This window comes from Gluconacetobacter dulcium, from assembly GCF_014174165.1.
Classification (GTDB): domain Bacteria; phylum Pseudomonadota; class Alphaproteobacteria; order Acetobacterales; family Acetobacteraceae; genus Gluconacetobacter; species Gluconacetobacter dulcium.
Window position 1 is genome coordinate 53,429 of record NZ_JABEQN010000001.1, and the last position, 18,378, is coordinate 71,806.

Below are 18,378 nucleotides of genomic sequence, written 5' to 3' on the forward strand. Positions count from 1 at the left end.
AGACAACAATGTCTTTACGATACCGCTACCTTGCGCTGTGCATCCTGGGGACGGTGATCCCCTATGCCTTCTTCATCCCCTGGCTGCTGGATCACGGACTGGCGCCCGGCGCTTTCGCGCGTGATCTGGCCGCCAACCGGATCAGCCTTTTCTTCGCCGCGGATATCGTGGTGTCCGCGCTGGTGCTGTTTCGGTTTTCCTGGGCCGAACGGCGGGCCGGCAGGCTGCCCCGGATCTGGCCGATTTACGCCGCAACGCTTCTGGTGGGCGTATCGTGCGGCTTTCCCCTGATGCTGTTCATGCGGCAAGGCCCGACGGCGCGGACCGCGAACCGCGCCGGACCCGATCAACCAGCCCCCTGATCAGCCAGCCGACCGATCCTGCCCCCCCACCGGCTCCACCGCCAGCCGCCGGGCGCCCAGCCCGGTAAACAGTTCCGTCCGGCAGGTCAGGATCAGAATCTGCATCCGCCCGGATGCTTCGGTCAGAATGTCGAACATCCGGTCCAGCCGCCCCGAGTCGGCATAGGTCAGGGCGTCATCCAGCACCAGCATCGCCGGCCGCCCCCGCGCCCGCATCAGGTCGGCCAGTCCCAGCCGCGCCAGCACCGCGATCTGCTCCCGCGTCCCGTCCGACAGAGTCGCGAACGGCTCGTCGATCCGCCGCGACAGCGCCGAGATGCTGAAATCCGGCTCCACCGTGGCCACGGCGCGCGGAAACAGCGCGCTCAACGCCGGCTGCACCGCGCGCGCCAACGGCGCCAGATAGCGTTCGGTCGCCGCCCGCTCCGCCGCCGCCACCGCATCGCGCAGGCACTTCAGAATCGCCACTTCGCGTTCGCAGGCCGCATCCTCGGCGGCATGGGCCGCGCGCAGGCGCTCCTGCGCCGCAATCCGCTCGTCCAGCCCATCGCCCTCCGCCGCGCGGATACGGGCCTCGCGCGCCGCCATCTCCTGCCGCAGCGCCGCCAGACGGGCATGCCCGTCCTGAATCGTGCGCTCCAACCGCAGGATCGCGGCATCGGCCAAAGCCTCGGTCCCGTCGGGCCGCGTCTCCTCGATGCGCAGCAACGCCTGCTCCGCCATCCCGGCAGCGTCCAGGCTGGCCGCCAGCCGGGCCGACAGCGCATCATCCGCCTCCACCGCCCGCGCCGCCTCCAGGTCGCGCGCCAACTGGGCCACGCCATCGCGCGCCACCTGCGCTTCGGCCCGCAGGCGCGCCAGCTCATCCGCCGCCCGACGCATCGTCCCGTCAGGGGCCAGCAGCGCCCGATGCGCGGCTTCATACGCATCCTCGGCCACCTGCATCGCCTCACGCGCCGCATCCAGCAACTCCAGCGGGTCGCCCGCCGCACCGTCCGCCTCGGCCTCACCGATCCGGGCAATGCGCACATCCAGGTCCGCCAGCCGCTGCCGGGCGGCCTCCGTCGCCGTCGCCGGCACCTGGCCGGCAGCGGCCAGCAAGCCGCCCAACACCGTCTGCGCCGCCTGAAAGACCAGTTCCGTCCGCCGCCTTACGGCCAGCGCCGCCTCGGCACCGGCAACATCAACGCACCCAGCCGCCTCCAGCGCCCGACGCAGCCCCTCTTCCGCCCTCACCAATTCCGCGCGCAACGCATCGCGCCCATGGCTGGCCGGTGCGATGGTGATGGTACCGATCCCCTCGATCCGCAGCACGGCATTATCCGTCACCACAATGCGGCCGTCTTCCAACGCCTGCCCATCCAGCATCAGCCGCCCGCGCGCACCATCGGCCAGGGCCACGTCCAGCGTCGTCGCCTGCGCCCGGCCGGCGGCCCGCGCCGCATCCAGCGCCCGTTCCGCCTTGCGGATCGTCCCCATCCGCGCATCGTCGATCGCGCAGGCATCCAGTTCCGCGCGCGCCCGCGTCACCGCCTGCGCCGCCTGCTCCAGCCGATCCAGCGCCGCCGCCGCCTCGCGCCGCTCATGCGTCAGCCGCGCCCGCTCCACCCTGCCGGCAGCCCGATCCAGCGCCTCGCGTGCGGCGCGACGCGCGGCATCGGCCACCTGCACCGCCTCCAGCCGCCCGGCATGCGCCGCCGCCGCCGCATCCTGCGCCGCCTGCGCGGCACCCAACGCCGCGTCCAGTTCCGCTATCCGCGCCACGCCGATCGCCAGATCGCTCTCCCAGGCCGCGCGCGCAGCCAGATCCTGCCGCACGGCCACCAGTTGCGCCGCCGCATGGTCGCGCACGGCACGCGCGGTCCGATACCGGGCATCATAGTCCCGCAACCGATCGCGCACCCGCCCGGCCTCGGCCAGATCGGCACGTTCCTTCTCACGCCGATCGGCGTCATCTTCATGCGCCAGGCGGCGGCGCAAATCCGCCATGGCGCTCAAATCATCCTCCAGCGCCTGCCGACGACCGTCCAGCCGCGCCAGTTCGGCCGCGGCCTCCTGCTCGCCTTCTTTCGCCGCACGAAAGCGACCGCGCGGATTGTCACGTTTATCGACCAGCACAGCCAGGTCGGCGTCCACCCGCGACAATACCCGCCCGGCGGCATCCCCCCCCGTCATGGCGTCCAGATCCGCTTCCAGGCACGAGCGGATGGTCGCCCGCGCCGGGTCCGAAAAATCCGGCTGCACCAGACTGTGTCCCTGCGTCACCCACAGCGCATTCAGCAGGCCCATCGCCTCCGTGCCGCGCCGGCCCGCTTCCACGCCCAGCAGATCGTGCAGCCGCGCCTCCGCCGCGTCACCATCCAACCGTTCGCTCCCGCCCTCCAGCCGAGCGAAAGCGCGCTGCATGAAGCGCTTTTCCAACCGCCAGTCGCATCCGTCGAGCGTGAAATCGACGGCGATACGCGGCGCCCCCCGTCCCCCATAGGGTTGCAGGGCGGCGACCGGCCCCGCCTTGGACCCATGGGCGAGCAGAAACACCGCCCGCAGCGCCGCCAGCAGCGTCGATTTACCGAATTCGTTCGGCGCCCCCAGCAGGTTGATCCCTGGCCCCAGCCCCGTCAGCCGCACCGCGTCGCCAAACCGGCGCACCTGCTCGACTTCCAGCCCCCGGAGAATCATGCCGCCGCTCATGCCACCCCTCCGGCCCCGTCGCGCGCCAGCAGATACAGCCGCTGCAACGCCGCGGCCGCGATCGCCCGCGCCGCATCGTCCCCCTCACCGGCCTGCCGCGCCAGCGTCTCGGCGGCGGCCCGCACCGCCCCTCCCGGCCCGAACGCCTCCAGATCGTCCGATGACGCCGCCAGCCCCGGCGCGCCATCGATCCGCAGCAGCCGCAATGCCGACCCCAGCCCATCCACGATCCGCGCCTGCCAGCCCTCCAGGTCCGGCAGCCCCAGCGCCCCGCTGACCGCCAGCCACACCAGCACCCGGCTGGGGTCGTCGGGGTCCAGCGCGCGCAGCCGGCCCTCCAGCGCCGCGATATCGTCGGCGCAGGTCAGCACCGCCTGCGCGCGCTCCCAACGAAAGCGCCCCACGACATGGAGCTCCACCACCGGCTCAGCCCGCGGCCCGTCCAGCGTCACCAGCAGCGCCTGTCCGCCCCCCGCCCCGCCGACATCGAACCCGTCCACCTCCGGCGTGCCCGAATACCAGGTCCGGGCATCGATCTTCACGGCGCCATGCCAGTCGCCCAGCGCCAGATAAGACAGCCCAGCCTGCCGCGCCCGATCGATGGCGAGCAGATTATGCCCCGGTGCATCCTCCCCGAAACTGCGCACCGACCCATGCGCCAGCCCGACGCGGATCGCCCCCTCCGGCGTCGCCGCCCCCTCCATCCACGCGGTCGGGTCGCCGATCACATGCCGATGCCCCAGCCCGGCGGGCAACAGCCACGCCGTGCCCCCTTCATCCAGCGGCACCGGCGCATGGGCCAGATGCGGCACGATATGATCCGGCAACCCGGTCCGCACCAGCCGGTCCCACAGCCCGTCCCGCTCGTTGAAATCATGATTGCCGGGAATCAGATGCCAGCGCAGGTCGGGAAACTGACGCATCCGCTCGACCGGCTGGCGCAACGTGCGTTCGGAGGGGCGCAGATGGTCGTAGATATCTCCCGCCACCACCACGCAGTCCGCCCCCTGGGCACGGGCCAGACGGCCGATCCGGCCGATCGCTTCCAGCCGTTCCTGTTGCAGGACGGGCAGGATATCGTCGTCAGCGAAGCGGAAGACCTTACCGATCTGCCAGTCAGACGTATGAAGCAGGCGCATGCCCTCTTATTGCCCGATCCGGCGACAACGGCCAGAGGGACGACAGGACTGCTCCCTCTGCATACCAGCCATCATTTTCCCTGAACAAAACCCACTCCATACAGACAATAGGAAATCTTCCTTTATCCAATCGCTCATTTTCCAATCCATACTTTTCCGATCCCCGGAACCTCCGGCACCTGATACGGTTTGTCGCAAGCCGGACATATACGGCTCGCCCACAGCCGCCATAGTCCGCGGCTTACGAGCAGATGGAGAACCATGAAGGCGATGGAACAGGGCGGCGGAACGGCCAGGGCGGCGGCGCTCGCGCGCTGGCTCTGGCTACCGGCGGCACGCCCGTCCTGGCTGCCGCCTGGCAGCGTCGCCTTCTGCCTGCGCAGTTGGGCCGCCGTCATGCTGGCGCTGGGCGCGGCCTTCTGGTTGCAGATCGATTCGCCGGCCAGCGCGGGCGTCACGGTCATGATCCTCAGCCAGCCCCTGCGCGGACAGATCCTGTCCAAGGCCCTGTACCGCATGGCCGGCACCCTGGCCGGCGCGGCGGTCGCCATCGGCCTGATCGCCACCTTCGGGCAGGACCGGCTGATGTTTCTGGGCGGTGTCGGGCTGTGGCTGGGGCTCTGCGTGGTGCTGGGCACGCTGGCACGCGATTTCCGGGCCTATGGCGCGCTGCTGGCGGGCTACACGGTCGCCATCATCGGCATCGGCTGCATCGACCACCCGCAGAACGTCTTCGACGTGGCGATCTTCCGCGTATCCGCCATCACGATCGGCATCGTCTCGGTCGCCATCGTCAATGACGTGACGGGCTCGCCCTCCGCCTGGCACCGGCTGGCCACCGGCCTGCGCCACGGCGCGACCCAGGTGCAGCAGATCGGGCGCGACGCCGTCCACGGGCTCGCGGCACCCGACGACGTCACCTGGGTATCCCTGGCGGGGCGCATCATGGCGCTGACCAGCCAGGTCTCGTTCGCCCGCACCGAACTCGCCGACAGCGCCCTGCGCATGACGGGCGCCCGCTCGGCAATGGTCGCGATGCTGGACATGATCTCATGCAGCCGCGCCATCAGCGGCATCCTGCGCATGGACGAGGAGGTCCGGCCTGCCCTCCTGGCCCGCGTGCGCCAGCGTTTCGGCGACGGCACCCCCTTCGCCAATGAAGACGAAGCCGGCCAGGCGCTGAACGACCTGCTGCACCGCGAGCCCGACGAGCCCCCCCTCACTCCGGCCGAGGCTTACCTGATCGAACGCACGATGGCCCTGCTCTCCTACGGGCGCTGGGTCCGCGACGGCATCCGCACGCTCGAAGAAGGCCGCACCGCCCCCCGCCTCGCCCAGAAGGTCCGGATCGCCCGCCAGCAGGACCCGGTGCTGGCCATGCTGAATGGCGCGCGGGTCATGACGGGCTTCGCCGCCGCCGCCCTGGTCTGCATCCTCAGCGGCCTGCCGGATACGACGACCACCCTGTTGCAGGTCGCCAGCATCCTCACCCTGTCGATCACGACCTTCGACACCCGCGCCTTCGGCATGGGCGCCCTGATCGGCGTGCCGCTATCCACGGTCTGCGCGATGATCCTCGATACCCGCATCCTGCCTTACGGCTCGGGCATGGTCTTCTTCGCGCTGATGCTGGCCCCGATCATCTTCGCAAGCTGCCTGCTGCTGATCCACCCGCGCCTGATGCCGATCGGGCTGAATTTCGGGGTCTTCTTCTTCATCGTGCTGGGCCTGGACAATGTCCATAATTACGACCCGACCCAGTTCGTCGACCGCAATCTCTATTACATGCTCGCCGCGATCATCCTGTATTTCGCGCTGACGCTGGCGCCGCCCTCGGCCCGCCGCCGGCGGTTCCGCATCGCCATGGCGGTCGCCATGACCCTGCGGCGCCAATTCACCGGACAAGGCGACATCGCCGGCCCCCTGCTGATCAGCCGGCAATATGACCGCCTGCTCCAGGCCCGGACCTGGACCGGCCACCTGCCGCAGAAGCCCATCACCCTGCGCGTGTTCGACCGCATCGTATCCCTGGGCGACCTCAACGGCGCGCTGGCACGCGCCCGCCGCCACCTGATGCGCGCCGCCACCATCCCGACGGTGGCCCAACCGGTCGCCCGCACGCAGGACATGCTGCGCACCCTCAACCTGTCCGAAGCCGGGGCTCCGATCCTGCGCCACGCCACCCACCTGCTGGCGGCGGTCGACAGCCTGCCCCCTGCCGACCGCGAAACGCTGATCGGCGCGGTCTCCGGCCTGTTCGGCGCCGCCCGCCTGCTGGACCGCAACGCAAGCGCCCTGCGCCATTACGGCATCCTGCCCGTGCCGGGGTCCGCGCGATGACGCCGACCATCACCATCGCCGGGGTCGAAATCGCCTCCTTCCTGGTCGATGCCGGGCTGGCGGTCCTCACCCTGATGGCCCTGCGCCCGCTGCTGGCCAGCCGGATGGTGCAGAAACGGCTGTGGAACGTGCCGCTGGCCGAATTCGGCATCCTGATCTGCCTGGTCGGCCTCTATGTCTTTCTTCTTTAAAAGGGTCTGATGGTGTTCGAACGTGCCCGCATGGTCATGCGGATAACCACCACACTGGCCATCCTGGCCCTCGCCACGGTCGTCCTGCTGGCGCTCTGGCAATATTACACGGCGGCGCCCTGGACCCGGAACGGCCAGGTGCGCGTCCAGGTGGCCAATATCGCACCCCGCGTCTCGGGCCAGATCATCGATATCAAGGTCACCGACAACCAGTACGTCCATCGCGGCGACGTGCTGTACACCATCGACCCGTTCGATTTCCGCATCGCGGTGGCGCAGGCCACGGCCCGCGTCAACGAACGCCAGGCCGACATGACCCTGCGCCTGGCCCAGCACCAGCGCCGCCAGCAACTCTCCTCGGCCTCCGCCTCCGCCGAGGAAAAACAGCAGTTCGAAGCCGTGGCGGAACAGGCCAAGGCCCAGTATGCCGAGGCCCTGGCCGCCCTGTCGCAGGCACGCATCAACCTGGAACGCACCGAAATCCACAGCACCGTCAACGGCTACGTCACCAACCTGACGATGCGCGTCGGCGATTTCGCAACCGCCGGCGTGGCCGACATCCAGGTCATCGACGCCGATTCCTTCTGGGTCGACGGCTATTTCGAGGAAACGCGGCTGCGCGGCCTCTATCGCGGTGCGCTGATGCGCATCGACCTGATGGGCGTGCCCACACCGCTATGGGGTCATGTGGAAAGCATCACGCGCGGCATTTCCTCCACCAACGCCGAACGCTCCACCCAGGGCCTGCCCTCGGTCAATCCGGTCTATACATGGGTCAGGCTGGCCCAGCGTATTCCGGTCCGCATCCATATCGACACCATCCCCGCCGGCCTCACGCTCTCGGCGGGCATGACGGCCAGCGTCGCGATGGTCATGCCGGACGGCCGGCGGCCCCGCCTGTCATGGGCCAGCCTGTTCGACGGGGTGAAGCGTTTCCTGATCCGCCCCAAACCGCCCAACGCCGTGCTGCACGACCAGGCCGGCGCGCCCCTGTCGGACACGGAGCGGAAGCGGTAAGGTCCGCCCGACAACGAGACAGACCCGGAGAGTACGCCATGCCCCGCCTTCATGCCCTTGCCGCCGGCGCGCTGCTGGCTTTCTCCGTCACCCAGGCCCATGCGGCAGGCACCGCCAGCCCCTTTACCGGCGAATGGGCCGCCATGGGCCTCTCTCCGGTCGTGGTCGGCGCGCCCGACGCCCATCATCAGGTGCAGGCCACCCTGCCCGACGAACTGCGCAATTACGCCCCGCACCAGGTCACGCTGGCGCCCCTCGGCAAGGATGGTCTGCAATCGCCGGGCCACGACCCGCAGGTCACGCTGCACCTCGTCTCGGCCAACAGCGCCACCCTGACGATCAAGGGCACCAAACCGGGGCAGACAGTCAGCCTCCCCCTGAGCCGCAACGACTAAAAGCCTGCGTGGACAGGCGGTCTGGCGGCGTGCTCGCGCACCAGCCCACTTGTCCACGCAGGCTTTGCGCGGCCACCGTCAGCTTCACTCTTCGATAAGGGACCCTACCCGCGCCCCTTGTCCTGCACGTCCAGCAACGTGAGCAGGCGCGTGCGCAGGTCGGCGGCCTGGGGGCTGTCCAGCGCCGCGCGCAGGTGCAGCATCTGGCGCCGCGCGTCGTAAAGCTGGTCCAGCAGCGAGAGCACCACGGGCATACCGTCTTCCCCGATCCCCAGTTCGCCGGTCAGTTCGGCGATCAGCCGCGCGCGGGCCACGTCGATGTCCTGAAAGACATACGCCCCCGGCTCACCCTCCGGCCGCAGCCATGCGCTGTCGATCCAATGCTGGACCTCGACCACGCTGACATTGCCCGCCCGAACGCACAGGGTTTCGATCGTGATCATGCGGCACCTCCCCCTTTCGCCTCGCCCGGCGGCGTCCAGGATTTCAGGAAGGTCTCCAGTGCCGCGTCCACCGGGCCGATCGTCACCTGCAACGTCACATACAGGTTCCCTGCTTCCTGCCCGCCATGGGCCTTCACGCCCTTGCCGCGCAGCCGCAGCACGCTGCCGGTGTCGGAATGGGCCGGCACGTTCATCGAGACCGACCCGCCCGGCGTCGGCACCTTGATCGGTCCCCCCAGCACGGCGGTCTTCACCCCAACCGGCAGGGTCATGCGCAGGTCGTTGCCGTCACGGGTATAGATCTCGCTGGGCGCGATGCTGATGGTGATCAGCGCATCGCCGGCCGGCCCGCCCTGATGCCCCTCGCCGCCCTTGCCGCGCAGACGCATCATCTGCCCGTCCTCGATCCCCGGCGGAATCTTCACATCCAACGTCCCGCCGCCCGGCAGCGTCACGCGCGACGTGCCGCCATTGACCGCATCCTCGAAACTGACGGTCAGCGAGAAATTCCGGTCATCCCCCCGCGCCGGCCCCTGCGGACGGCGGCGGAAGCCGCGCTGCTGGCCGAACATCGAGCCGAACATGTCGCCCAGATCGTCCTCGGAAAATCCACCGGCCGAATACCGGAAGCCCTGCGCGCCCTCGGCATGGTCGCGGTAACCACTGCCGCCGCCGCCCGCCCAGCCGCGCTCCTGGCCCGCGGCGTCGATCTCGCCCCGGTCGAAGCGCGCGCGCTGATCGGCGTCCGACAGCAACGTATGGGCCGAGCCGATCGCCTTGAATTTCTCCTCGGCCACCTTGTCACCCGGATTGAGGTCCGGATGATATTTCTTGGCCAGCTTGCGATAGGCCTTGCGGATGTCGTCCTGGCTGGCCGTGCGCGACAGGCCCAGGATCTCGTACGGATCGGTACTCACGGTTATGCGTCTTCTCCCTGGCGGCACGCGATATCGAACAGATTCGGGCGCAGCACCAAGCTCCGCCCCGGCACGCCATCATCCGGACGCGCCCCTTGTCTGAAATAATGGGGAGCAGCCGCCGGCCGGTCAATGTAAGCCCGCACGCAAGGCAGCTATCCTGCGCGCGCCCTGTCCCGCCGGGCGGCTTCGCACCCGGCCCGCGGCGCGCTAGGCTGGGGCAGGAAAAAGGGACCCCGACCATGACCATCCGCCTCAACGCCCGCCTGCTCCTGCTGCTGGCCGGAACGGGCGCGGCCCTTGCCGGCCCCGCGCAGGCACGCACGCACAAGGAACATTCGATCTACGGCTCGATTGCCGGCTATCGCGCGATCCTCGATCATGACAGCGACGCCTACCGGTCCGCCGACAGTTTCTGCCAGACCGACGCCTCGGTCAGCGCCGCGACCACCGGCGCCGTGATGACCGGCAGCGGCGGCAACCAGTTCAAGCGCCTGAAGACGTACTACGCCCACTGCATGGAAAGCCGTGGCGCGTGGATTCAAATCACCGGCAACGCCCCAGGCGATCGCCCGAGCGATCAACCGGGCGACCAGCCGGGCACCCCCTGACCCCGGCACGCCCCCCTGCAAAATCCCCCGGTTGAGTCCGTCCGGCATCTTGTTATAACAAGATGCTGTCCGAAAACTCAGAAGACCGAATGGTCCGCACACAAGAGCCCGCACAAGCGGCGGCGCCGAGGGAAAAGACCCGATGGGAATGAAAATAGGCCTGTTCGTGCCGTGTTATATCGACGCCTTCTATCCCGGCGTCGGGATCGCGACACTCGAACTGCTGGAACGGCTGGGGCAGGACGTCACCTACCCGACCGAGCAGACCTGCTGCGGCCAGCCGATGACCAACGCCGGCTGCGTGTCGGATTCGGCGGCGGCCGAAGCCCTGTTCGTCAAGCTGTTCTCGGGGTTCGACGCCATCGTGATGCCGTCGGGAAGCTGCACCCATCACGTCCGCGCGCATTTCGACGCGATCGAACAGACCGACGCGGTGCGCCATGTCCGCGCCAACACCTACGAACTGGTCGAATTTCTCCACGACGTGCTGAAGGTGCGCGATTTCCCGTGGGCGGAATTTCCCCACACGGTCGGGCTGCATAACAGTTGCTCGTCCCTGCGCGCGCTGCGCACCGCCAGCATGTCGGAACTGGGCGAACCCGCGTTTTCCAAGCCCAAGACCCTGCTCTCCGGCGTCAAGGGCATCCGCTTCGCCACCCCGGCAAGGCCCGACGAATGCTGCGGCTTCGGCGGCACCTTCTCGGTCACGGAAGAAGCCGTGTCCGCCCGCATGGGCCTGGACAAGGTCCGCGATCATTTCCACGCCGGCGCCGAATATATCGTCTCGGCCGATTCCTCATGCATGATGCACCAGCAGGGCTGCGCCGAACGCAACCATGTCGACATCCGCTTCATTCACATCGCTGAAATCCTGAACGGAGCCCGGCAATGAGAGAAAAGCCCGTCAACCATGCCGGCGCGGCCGTCGCCTTCATCGCCGACAAGCCGCATCTGGACTTCCACGATGCCCGCCTGTGGGACATGCGCCAGAAGCGCGATGCCCAGATGCACCTGCTGCCCGAATGGCAGGACCTGCGCAGCCGCGCCTCCGCCATCAAGGAACACGCGCTGGCGAACCTCGCCGATTATCTCGAGGAATTCGAGCGCAACGCCAAAAGCAACGGCATCCACGTCCACTGGGCGGCCGACGGCGCCGAGCATAACCGCATCGTCGCCGAAATCCTCGAAGCCCGCGGCGCAAGAACGCTCATCAAGAGCAAGTCGATGGTCACCGAGGAATGCGACCTCCGCCCCTACCTGGCGGCGCGCGGCGTCACGGTCACCGAAAACGACCTCGGCGAGCGCATCCAGCAGCTCGACGACCAGATGCCCAGCCACATCGTCGTACCGTCGGTCCACAAGCTGACCAGCGACGTGGCGCGCATCTTCGCCCGCTCCTACGGCACCGACCCCAACGCCGACGACCCGCACCAGTTGGCCGAGGCCCAGCGCCTGGCCGCCCGCCCGGTCATCCTGCATGCCGACGCGGGCATGACCGGCGGCAATTTCTTCGTGGCGGAGACCGGCACCTTCGTCGTCTGCACCAACGAGGGCAATGCGGACCTCAGCGCCACCGTGCCCGGCGTGCATATCGCCACCATCGGCATCGAGCGCGTCGTCCCCCGCATGGCAGACCTCGGCGTGTTCATCCGCCTGCTGTCGCGCAGCGCGCTCGGCTCGCCCATCACCCAATATACCAGCCATTTCCGCGGCCCGCAGGATGGCAGCGAGATGCATGTGGTGCTGGTCGATAACGGCCGCTCCGCCCGCCTGGGCATGGCGGATTTCTGGACCTCGCTCAAATGCATCCGCTGCGGCGCGTGCATGAACACCTGCCCGGTCTATCGCCGCTCGGGCGGCCTGTCCTACGGCGCGGTCTATTCCGGCCCGATCGGCGCGATCATCGACCCCACCTTCAACGAGCGCAAATACAGCACCCTGCCCTACGCCTCGACGATGAACGGCAGTTGCACCAATGTCTGCCCGGTCAAGATCAACATCCACGAGCAGCTCTACAAATGGCGCCAGGTGCTGGTCGAACATCACCAGATGCCGTTCGTGAAGCGCGAGATCATGCACATGGCCGGCAAGCTGATGGGCCAGCCCAGACTCTATCGCGCCGCCATCAACGGCACCGAAACCGCGCTGGGCACCCTGCCCCGCTTCGCGCTCTACAACTGGCTGAACCCCTGGGGCAAGAATCGCGAACTCCCCGCCCCGGTCAAGGAAACCTTCCATAGCTGGTACCGCCGCAACCGCCCGACAGCCGGAAAAGCGACGCCAGAAACCGTGAAGACGGAGACAAAGGCATGAGCGCCCGCGACAGCATCCTGGCCACCCTGCGCCGCAACAGCCCGCCACCCGCTGCCCACCCCCTGCCCGACCCGGCCGTGCTGGGCGAGGCCGACGCCAGCCCGGAGCGATTCAGCGCCAGCCTGCTCCAGATGGGCGGCACGATGCTGGACCGCCAGCAGGGCGAAACGCTCGATCAGGCAATCGCGCTGCGCTTCCCCAAACCCGGCCTGATGATCTGCTCCCTGGTGCCCGAGGCCACCGGCACGGTACGCATCGAGGACCTGCCCACCCCGCAATCCGCCGAACCGGTCGATGTCACCATCGTCCGCGCCGCCTTCGGCATCGCGGAAACCGGCTCGATCTTCCTCAGCGAGGCCCAGCTTCACCTCAACGCCATCGCCCACCTGACCCAGCACATGGTGGTCCTGCTGGACCCGGCCCAGATCACGGCCAACATGCACACTGCCTACCTGCGGCCGGAATTCCACACCGCCCGCTACGGCGTGCTGATGAGCGGCCCCTCGGCCACCGCCGACATCCAGGGCGTCCTCATCCGCGGCGCCCAGGGCGTCCGCAGCCTCGCAGTCTGTTTCATGCCTCAATAACAGGATATTATCAGGGGGCGCCTCCCGCCACGCCCTGGAAATCGCCTGAAAAGGCTTGATCCACCTTGCCCGAAGTGCTGCGCTGATGCGCACCATGCCAGGATCGACGAAACTCCCTCCCTATCTCCGCCAACTCGAGCGCGTGCTCGCACGCCTCGAGACGGCGATGCTGTTGAGCGAGCTGGACGGCTTCCTCGCCGGCGTCCTTGTCTGCCCGGAGATGATCCTGCCGTCCGAATGGCTGCCCGTGGTGCTCGATCCCGATGAGGAGGGCGATCCCGTTCTCGAACACGAGAACGATGTCCGCTTGATCCTGCAACATTACAACGCCGTGCTGCATGATCTCGGTCGCGGCCATTATGCGCCCCTGTTCAATATCGACACGAGGCATGACGAGGTAATCTGGGAGTTATGGATCGAGGGCTTCGAACGCGCCATGGCGCTGCGACCTGAAGCCTGGAACGACCTGCTCCGTGGTTCCGACGAAACCGTCGGTCCCGCCCTTGTCGGTCTGCACAAGCTTGTCGCCATGACCGATTCACCGCCCGACAGTGACGACGAACTCGGCACCCTGCTGTCGGAAACCGCGCCCGATCTTATCCCCGAATGGGTACAGGCGCTCCACGTCGCGCGCCTGTCAGAGAGCATGGACCGGCTCGCGAACAGACCAGCCACATCGACAAAAATCGGACGAAACGAGCCATGTCCCTGTGGCTCCGGCAAAAAATACAAAAAATGCTGCGGCATGAATTGAAGGCATCCAGCCTATAGAACGCAAATGTGGCGACAGGCCGATGCTCACAATCACCCCACATCCATCACCTCACACGCCCCGGCGATCGCGTTTTTTCAACACGGCATCAGACATAACGCCGACCCCGTCGATTTGTCCTGTCCAGACCGCGAAAATCTCCGACCGGGATTGTCACGATCCTCCGTCGCCAAACGGAAACCGCCTGACCATAAAAACCCGGCCCGACGAGACATTTCCATATACCGTCATTGCAGGAAAATTTTGCGCATTCCGCCATTATTTCTGGCAATCTGGATGTCACCGACCCGATCAATACGCTGGCATGGGAGAGTTCCCCCGTCTTCAAACGTCCCGATATATAGACATCAATATTATGTCCCCTCGCCATCCGGATATTTTTAGACGGGCGAATAAACAGGCCATCACACGCCATTCTTTCAATGATAGAGAGAAAAAAGCCAATGTCACCCGCGCCTTCGCATTCATCCGGTGCATTATCGAAAGACCGGTCGCGTCGTCCCCCGCATCACAGTACCGCAACCCGCCGATCACCCCATTCCGCAAAGAAGATCCTCAGTTTCGCATCCATTGCAAGAAGTGGCTTCCTTTTCCTCGCAATGTGTCACTTTTTTCTCCTCCCCGCCGCAGCGGAGCCGTGCGCCGGCGCCGTCGATATGGATATGCTCGGGGGGAAAACCGATAGTCCCATCATACAAGTCGATATAAATGGCCATAAAGCTGGAATGTACCTAAGCGGTGATTTTGATGATATCTATATCAATGACAAAATAAACCTCGACCTTTCCGCCCCCCTGAAGCAGGTCTTAATAATAAGTAACGGCGAAGACTACAACGATGCACATCTTGTAATGATCGAGCGATTCAAGATCGGGAATATGAATGTCGGCGCGACAACCGCCGTAGCAAGCGATTATTACCCAATCGACTACATACGGGACATACCCGTCGTTGGTGTAATCGGCGAGAATATATTCAAGGTTGTCAATGTCTTAATAGACTATCCGAATAATAAGTTATATTTCTTACCCCACAGGAATAATGACGAATGCTCCATCAAGAACATGGATAATTTGAAGGAAAAATTCCACAACGCCGATTTGGTAGAAGACCAGAGAAACCTGGCGATGCGACTCAGGATAAATGGCACACTGCGTGATTTACACATCGATACCGCGCTATCCGATACCGAAATTCCCATAAAATGGATCAAGACGAATTCCAAATCTACTCCCGCTTACAATACCATGACAATTTACGACAAAGACCCGAAATTAGGGTATATCGGTTCCATAAAAGAGCTCTGCGCAAAAGAATTTTGTGAACATGATGTAAAAGCTCTTCTCCTCAAAGGTATTTCCTACGGATCTGTCGGCAACGCATTCTTCGAGGGGCGCGAGGTACTGTTTGACTATGCGGACGGCAAGATATTTTTCTCCGACCGGAAACCCGATCGCCGCACGGCAGGGAAAGACCTGCATTTTGAAAAAACCCACCAGGCGCGCATCCGAGTTTCAGAAATGTCAGAATAAATCTTCTTTCGCACCGATCCACCGCTCACCTTCCGGCAACAGCACCCTGGCCTGATCGATAGAACCAATCGAAAAGAGATTCCGCTTTTTTGATAAAATTGAACGCGCGCATCAGAGATATAAAAATAGCAATAAAAACAACGAACCAGAACATTATTCCGGTCGGACAAACAGAGGCAATCGGCCCTACGGCCAGGATAAACCCATTGATCCGGGCGGTTCCCAGTCCAAAAATCCCCGTTGAAAATCTATCCCCACGCAATTACCCGTCAGAGCAACGCCCCCGCCGCCCGTTGAAGCGTGACCGGGCCTGTCCGCCCGATCACGCCAACATATCAGCCGCCCGGCGGCGCCATGAATTCCGGCCCCACCGGATCGGTGATATGTGCCGCCAGAATACGGTCGATTTCCACCTTGTCCGCCGCCGACAGCGTCCACCCGCATGCCTGGTCTATCCCCGCGATCTGCTCGGGCTTGCGTGCGCCCCACAGCGCGATGGTCGGCCCCTGATCCAGCACCCAGCGGATCGCCAGCGCCAGCACCGAGCGCCCGAACCGCTCCTTCGCGAACGCCTCCAGCGCCGCCACCGCCGCCAGATACTGCGCAAAGCGCGGCGCCTGGAATTTCGGATCGGCACTGCGCAGATCATCGCTGCCGAAATGGCTGGCCGCGGTCATCCTGCCCGACAGCAGCCCCCGGCAAAGCGGCCCATAGGCCAGCACCGCCAGACCATGCGCGGCCGACCAGGGCAGGATATCGTCCTCGATCGCACGCTCGAACAGGTTATAAGGCGGCTGCACGGCCGCCAGCGGCGCCACGGCACTGAACTGCTCCATCTGCGCGACGGAAAAATTGCTCACCCCCAGCGCCAGCACCTTGCCCTCGCGGTGCAGATCTTCCAGCACCCGAGCCGTCTCGTCCAGCGGCACGGCCGGGTCCGGCCAATGGACCTGATAGAGGTCGATCCGGTCGGTACGCAGCCGGCGCAGCGAATCCTCGATTTCCTGGCGGATACGCGCGGCCGAACTGTTGCGGAACGGCTTGCCGTCCTTCCAGTCCAGCCCGACCTTGGTGGCAATGGCCACCGTGTCGCGCCGTCCGACCAGCGCCTCCCCCACGATTTCCTCGGAATGGCCGAACCCGTAGACCGGCGCGGTATCGATCAGGCGAATTCCCAGATCCAGCGCCTCATGGATCGTGGCGATGGCCTGGCGGTCGTCGGCCCCGCCCCACATCCACCCGCCGATCGCCCACGTACCCAGCGCAATGCGCGAGACCGGAAAGGGAATGCCCGAGACGGCCATGGTTTCCATCGGCATGAAATGCTCCTTCCTGCCCACCCTTTGGAGGGCGGGCTCAGCAATCGGGAAAGCACGCAAAAAAAGGACCGGAGCGCGCGAGCACCCCGGCCAAGTTTTCCCTCGTATGCAAGCGACGGCCGAGCCGTCACGTTCCATCCGGCACCCGAACCGGCCGTACGACAATGAAAAAGCATTTCATCTTGTTATCTTTCCCGTGAACGGCCGCATGACGCGGCCCCGCCACGCCACGCCGCCTCTTTCCCCATCCTGCGTCGCGTCCTATGGGTAGGGTGCCGGCGTCGTGTGCGCGACACGACCGGCCCGCGCTGAATGGAGAAGCGAAGCAATGTCGCGCAAGGTCGCTCCGACGGTATCACGCACGATCACCCTGATGGCCCCCCTGGCGCTCCTCGCCGCCTGCGCCCCGCGTTACCCCTCGTCCCAGCCGGCCCACACGCCATCGGCGCAATATGCCGCCGGTCAGGGCGCGCTGATGGTGGACGACCACGTCCCCGATTTCGCCAGCCGAAACTTCGAACCGTTCACCCGTCAGGACGTGGCCGCGATCGCGATGCGGGAATGGCGGCTGTTCGGCCAGCCGGTGAATGACGACGACCCCGAACAGCGCCCCGAGGCCACCAGCGCGACCGTCAAGCCGGAACGCATGCCCGGCCTGTGGCAGCGCGTGGGCGAATATTGGTGGATCGGCCAGGACCCGGGCGAAAGCGAGGTCGCCTGGACCGGCAAGCACAATACCGAAGGCGCGATCACCAACTACGTGCATGACGGCATGTTCGCCTGGTCGGCGGCCTTCATTTCCTACGTCATGCGGGTCGCGGGCGCGAACGGCCGCTTCGCCTATTCGCCGAATCATGCCACCTACATCAACGCCGCCGCCGCCGGCACCGAAAGCGGCGTCCGCGCCCGCGACCCGGCCTCCTACGCCCCGGCGCTGGGCGACCTGATCTGCGTCGGGCGGGGTGCGAGCAAATCGGTCCGCTTCGCCGACCTGCCGACCCAATATGGTTTCCCGGCCCATTGCGGCATCGTCGTCGCCACCAACCAGAACGGGCAGCCCTTCGGCCACCAGATCAGCATCATCGGCGGCAATGTCGACGACGCGGTGGCCCTCACCCACGTCCCGGTCGGCGCGGACGGCAAACTGGCCGATCCCACCGGCCACAGCTACGATCCACGCTACCCCTGGTGCGTGGTGCTGCAAGTGCTGTACGACGCCGACGCCGAATCCGCCGACCGCCAGTAAGGCCGTGCGCGACCCGGCCTCAGCACCGGGTCGCCAGACCCCTTCCGCTCAGGGAGCGACCTGCGCGGCCGCATGCCGGATGGCGCGCGCCATCGCCTCGACCCCATTGCCGCGATTGGTCGAAAGCGCCTGCACCAGCCCCAGATCACGCAGAAAGCCGGAATCGGTCGCCAGGATTTCCTCCGCACTCCGGCCCGAATAGACCCGCAGCAGCAGCGCCACCAGCCCCGAGACGATGGCGGCATCCGACGCCCCGGCAAAGAACAGCACACCGTCACGGTCGGTCATTTCCAGCCATACCTGGCTCTGGCAGCCCGGCACGCGATGGGCATCATTCGTCCATTCGGCGGGAAAGGGCGGCATCGTGCGGCCCAGTTCGATGATGTACTGGTAGCGTTGCATCCAGTCATCGAAGAGGTCCAGTTCCTCCCCGATCGCCGCAATCGCGGCAGCGGCGGTCGCATCCTGGGGGAGGACGAAAGGATCAGTCATCAAAGCTACCT

The 18,378-nt window shown here is 66.0% G+C and carries 18 protein-coding genes; 12 read left to right on the top strand and 6 right to left on the bottom strand.

Annotated elements, in window-relative coordinates:
* Window positions 1-8: 8 nt before the first annotated feature.
* Window positions 9-362, top strand: a complete 354-nt coding sequence (locus tag HLH25_RS00260; protein ID WP_182972163.1) for a DUF2834 domain-containing protein — start codon at window positions 9-11, stop codon at window positions 360-362.
* On the opposite strand, the gene HLH25_RS00265 is transcribed toward HLH25_RS00260, so the two are convergent.
* The gene (locus HLH25_RS00265) at window positions 363-3,053 is read right to left on the bottom strand and encodes an AAA family ATPase (RefSeq protein ID WP_246400722.1); all 2,691 of its coding nucleotides are present in this window, start codon (window positions 3,051-3,053) and stop codon (window positions 363-365) included.
* Window positions 3,050-4,192, bottom strand: coding sequence for a metallophosphoesterase family protein (locus HLH25_RS00270; RefSeq protein WP_182972164.1), 1,143 nt, complete (start codon window positions 4,190-4,192; stop codon window positions 3,050-3,052). Before HLH25_RS00270 ends, HLH25_RS00265 begins: the two co-directional genes overlap by 4 nt.
* Before the next feature lie 261 nt (window positions 4,193-4,453).
* On the opposite strand from HLH25_RS00270, the gene HLH25_RS00275 reads away from it, so the two are divergent.
* The 4 genes from HLH25_RS00275 to HLH25_RS00290 are packed head-to-tail and all read left to right on the top strand — an operon-like array spanning window position 4,454 to window position 8,135.
* Window positions 4,454-6,532, top strand: coding sequence for an FUSC family protein (locus tag HLH25_RS00275; protein ID WP_182972165.1), 2,079 nt, complete (start codon window positions 4,454-4,456; stop codon window positions 6,530-6,532).
* Window positions 6,529-6,723, top strand: a complete 195-nt coding sequence (locus HLH25_RS00280) for a DUF1656 domain-containing protein (protein ID WP_114726545.1) — start codon at window positions 6,529-6,531, stop codon at window positions 6,721-6,723. The genes HLH25_RS00275 and HLH25_RS00280 overlap by 4 nt, the downstream gene beginning before the upstream one ends.
* 12 nt (window positions 6,724-6,735) lie before the next feature.
* Window positions 6,736-7,740, top strand: coding sequence for an HlyD family secretion protein (locus tag HLH25_RS00285; protein ID WP_310888924.1), 1,005 nt, complete (start codon window positions 6,736-6,738; stop codon window positions 7,738-7,740).
* A 38-nt stretch (window positions 7,741-7,778) separates the two neighbouring features.
* Window positions 7,779-8,135 carry a hypothetical protein gene (locus tag HLH25_RS00290; protein ID WP_182972167.1) on the top strand — a complete coding sequence of 119 codons (357 nt, stop codon included), beginning with the start codon at window positions 7,779-7,781 and terminating at the stop codon, window positions 8,133-8,135.
* A 104-nt stretch (window positions 8,136-8,239) separates the two neighbouring features.
* On the opposite strand, the gene HLH25_RS00295 is transcribed toward HLH25_RS00290, so the two are convergent.
* On the bottom strand, window positions 8,240-8,578 hold the full coding sequence (locus HLH25_RS00295) for a chaperone modulator CbpM (protein ID WP_182972168.1): 339 nt from the start codon (window positions 8,576-8,578) through the stop codon (window positions 8,240-8,242).
* The gene (locus HLH25_RS00300) at window positions 8,575-9,495 is read right to left on the bottom strand and encodes a DnaJ C-terminal domain-containing protein (RefSeq protein ID WP_114726541.1); all 921 of its coding nucleotides are present in this window, start codon (window positions 9,493-9,495) and stop codon (window positions 8,575-8,577) included. Before HLH25_RS00300 ends, HLH25_RS00295 begins: the two co-directional genes overlap by 4 nt.
* Before the next feature lie 242 nt (window positions 9,496-9,737).
* On the opposite strand from HLH25_RS00300, the gene HLH25_RS00305 reads away from it, so the two are divergent.
* The 6 genes from HLH25_RS00305 to HLH25_RS00330 all read left to right on the top strand — a co-directional run bounded on the left by HLH25_RS00305 (window position 9,738) and on the right by HLH25_RS00330 (window position 15,310).
* On the top strand, window positions 9,738-10,106 hold the full coding sequence (locus tag HLH25_RS00305; protein WP_182972169.1) for a hypothetical protein: 369 nt from the start codon (window positions 9,738-9,740) through the stop codon (window positions 10,104-10,106).
* A 148-nt stretch (window positions 10,107-10,254) separates the two neighbouring features.
* Window positions 10,255-10,998, top strand: a complete 744-nt coding sequence (locus HLH25_RS00310) for a (Fe-S)-binding protein (protein WP_182972399.1) — start codon at window positions 10,255-10,257, stop codon at window positions 10,996-10,998.
* Entirely contained in the window at window positions 10,995-12,419 is a 1,425-nt protein-coding gene (locus tag HLH25_RS00315) for a lactate utilization protein B (RefSeq protein ID WP_182972170.1), read from the top strand. The genes HLH25_RS00310 and HLH25_RS00315 overlap by 4 nt, the downstream gene beginning before the upstream one ends.
* Window positions 12,416-13,006 carry a LutC/YkgG family protein gene (locus HLH25_RS00320; RefSeq protein WP_182972171.1) on the top strand — a complete coding sequence of 197 codons (591 nt, stop codon included), beginning with the start codon at window positions 12,416-12,418 and terminating at the stop codon, window positions 13,004-13,006. Before HLH25_RS00315 ends, HLH25_RS00320 begins: the two co-directional genes overlap by 4 nt.
* A 55-nt stretch (window positions 13,007-13,061) precedes the next feature.
* Entirely contained in the window at window positions 13,062-13,760 is a 699-nt protein-coding gene (locus HLH25_RS00325) for a YecA/YgfB family protein (protein WP_220791611.1), read from the top strand.
* A gap of 461 nt (window positions 13,761-14,221) precedes the next feature.
* Window positions 14,222-15,310 (top strand): hypothetical protein, encoded by a 1,089-nt coding sequence (locus HLH25_RS00330; protein WP_182972172.1) that lies wholly within the window; start codon window positions 14,222-14,224, stop codon window positions 15,308-15,310.
* A gap of 335 nt (window positions 15,311-15,645) precedes the next feature.
* On the opposite strand, the gene HLH25_RS00335 is transcribed toward HLH25_RS00330, so the two are convergent.
* Window positions 15,646-16,629 (bottom strand): aldo/keto reductase, encoded by a 984-nt coding sequence (locus HLH25_RS00335; RefSeq protein WP_182972173.1) that lies wholly within the window; start codon window positions 16,627-16,629, stop codon window positions 15,646-15,648.
* A 328-nt stretch (window positions 16,630-16,957) separates the two neighbouring features.
* Here HLH25_RS00335 and HLH25_RS00340 point away from each other — a divergent pair, with 328 nt between their 5' ends.
* Window positions 16,958-17,875: a DUF2272 domain-containing protein gene (locus tag HLH25_RS00340; protein WP_182972174.1), complete on the top strand. Its 918-nt coding sequence runs from the start codon at window positions 16,958-16,960 to the stop codon at window positions 17,873-17,875.
* A gap of 48 nt (window positions 17,876-17,923) precedes the next feature.
* Here the strand turns inward: HLH25_RS00340 and HLH25_RS00345 are convergent, their stop codons facing one another.
* On the bottom strand, window positions 17,924-18,367 hold the full coding sequence (locus HLH25_RS00345) for a SufE family protein (protein ID WP_114726534.1): 444 nt from the start codon (window positions 18,365-18,367) through the stop codon (window positions 17,924-17,926).
* Window positions 18,368-18,378: the final 11 nt, after the last annotated feature.

Excerpts from the sequence above, each read along its gene's own strand:
- HLH25_RS00260 (WP_182972163.1), top strand. The coding sequence starts at position 9 with ATGTCTTTACGATACCGCTACCTTGCGCTGTGCATCCTGGGGACGGTG.
- HLH25_RS00265 (WP_246400722.1), bottom strand. The coding sequence starts at position 3,053 with ATGAGCGGCGGCATGATTCTCCGGGGGCTGGAAGTCGAGCAGGTGCGC.
- HLH25_RS00270 (WP_182972164.1), bottom strand. The coding sequence starts at position 4,192 with ATGCGCCTGCTTCATACGTCTGACTGGCAGATCGGTAAGGTCTTCCGC.
- HLH25_RS00275 (WP_182972165.1), top strand. The coding sequence starts at position 4,454 with ATGAAGGCGATGGAACAGGGCGGCGGAACGGCCAGGGCGGCGGCGCTC.
- HLH25_RS00280 (WP_114726545.1), top strand. The coding sequence starts at position 6,529 with ATGACGCCGACCATCACCATCGCCGGGGTCGAAATCGCCTCCTTCCTG.
- HLH25_RS00290 (WP_182972167.1), top strand. The coding sequence starts at position 7,779 with ATGCCCCGCCTTCATGCCCTTGCCGCCGGCGCGCTGCTGGCTTTCTCC.
- HLH25_RS00295 (WP_182972168.1), bottom strand. The coding sequence starts at position 8,578 with ATGATCACGATCGAAACCCTGTGCGTTCGGGCGGGCAATGTCAGCGTG.
- HLH25_RS00305 (WP_182972169.1), top strand. The coding sequence starts at position 9,738 with ATGACCATCCGCCTCAACGCCCGCCTGCTCCTGCTGCTGGCCGGAACG.
- HLH25_RS00310 (WP_182972399.1), top strand. The coding sequence starts at position 10,255 with ATGAAAATAGGCCTGTTCGTGCCGTGTTATATCGACGCCTTCTATCCC.
- HLH25_RS00315 (WP_182972170.1), top strand. The coding sequence starts at position 10,995 with ATGAGAGAAAAGCCCGTCAACCATGCCGGCGCGGCCGTCGCCTTCATC.
- HLH25_RS00320 (WP_182972171.1), top strand. The coding sequence starts at position 12,416 with ATGAGCGCCCGCGACAGCATCCTGGCCACCCTGCGCCGCAACAGCCCG.
- HLH25_RS00330 (WP_182972172.1), top strand. The coding sequence starts at position 14,222 with ATGTCACCCGCGCCTTCGCATTCATCCGGTGCATTATCGAAAGACCGG.
- HLH25_RS00335 (WP_182972173.1), bottom strand. The coding sequence starts at position 16,629 with ATGCCGATGGAAACCATGGCCGTCTCGGGCATTCCCTTTCCGGTCTCG.
- HLH25_RS00340 (WP_182972174.1), top strand. The coding sequence starts at position 16,958 with ATGTCGCGCAAGGTCGCTCCGACGGTATCACGCACGATCACCCTGATG.
- HLH25_RS00345 (WP_114726534.1), bottom strand. The coding sequence starts at position 18,367 with ATGACTGATCCTTTCGTCCTCCCCCAGGATGCGACCGCCGCTGCCGCG.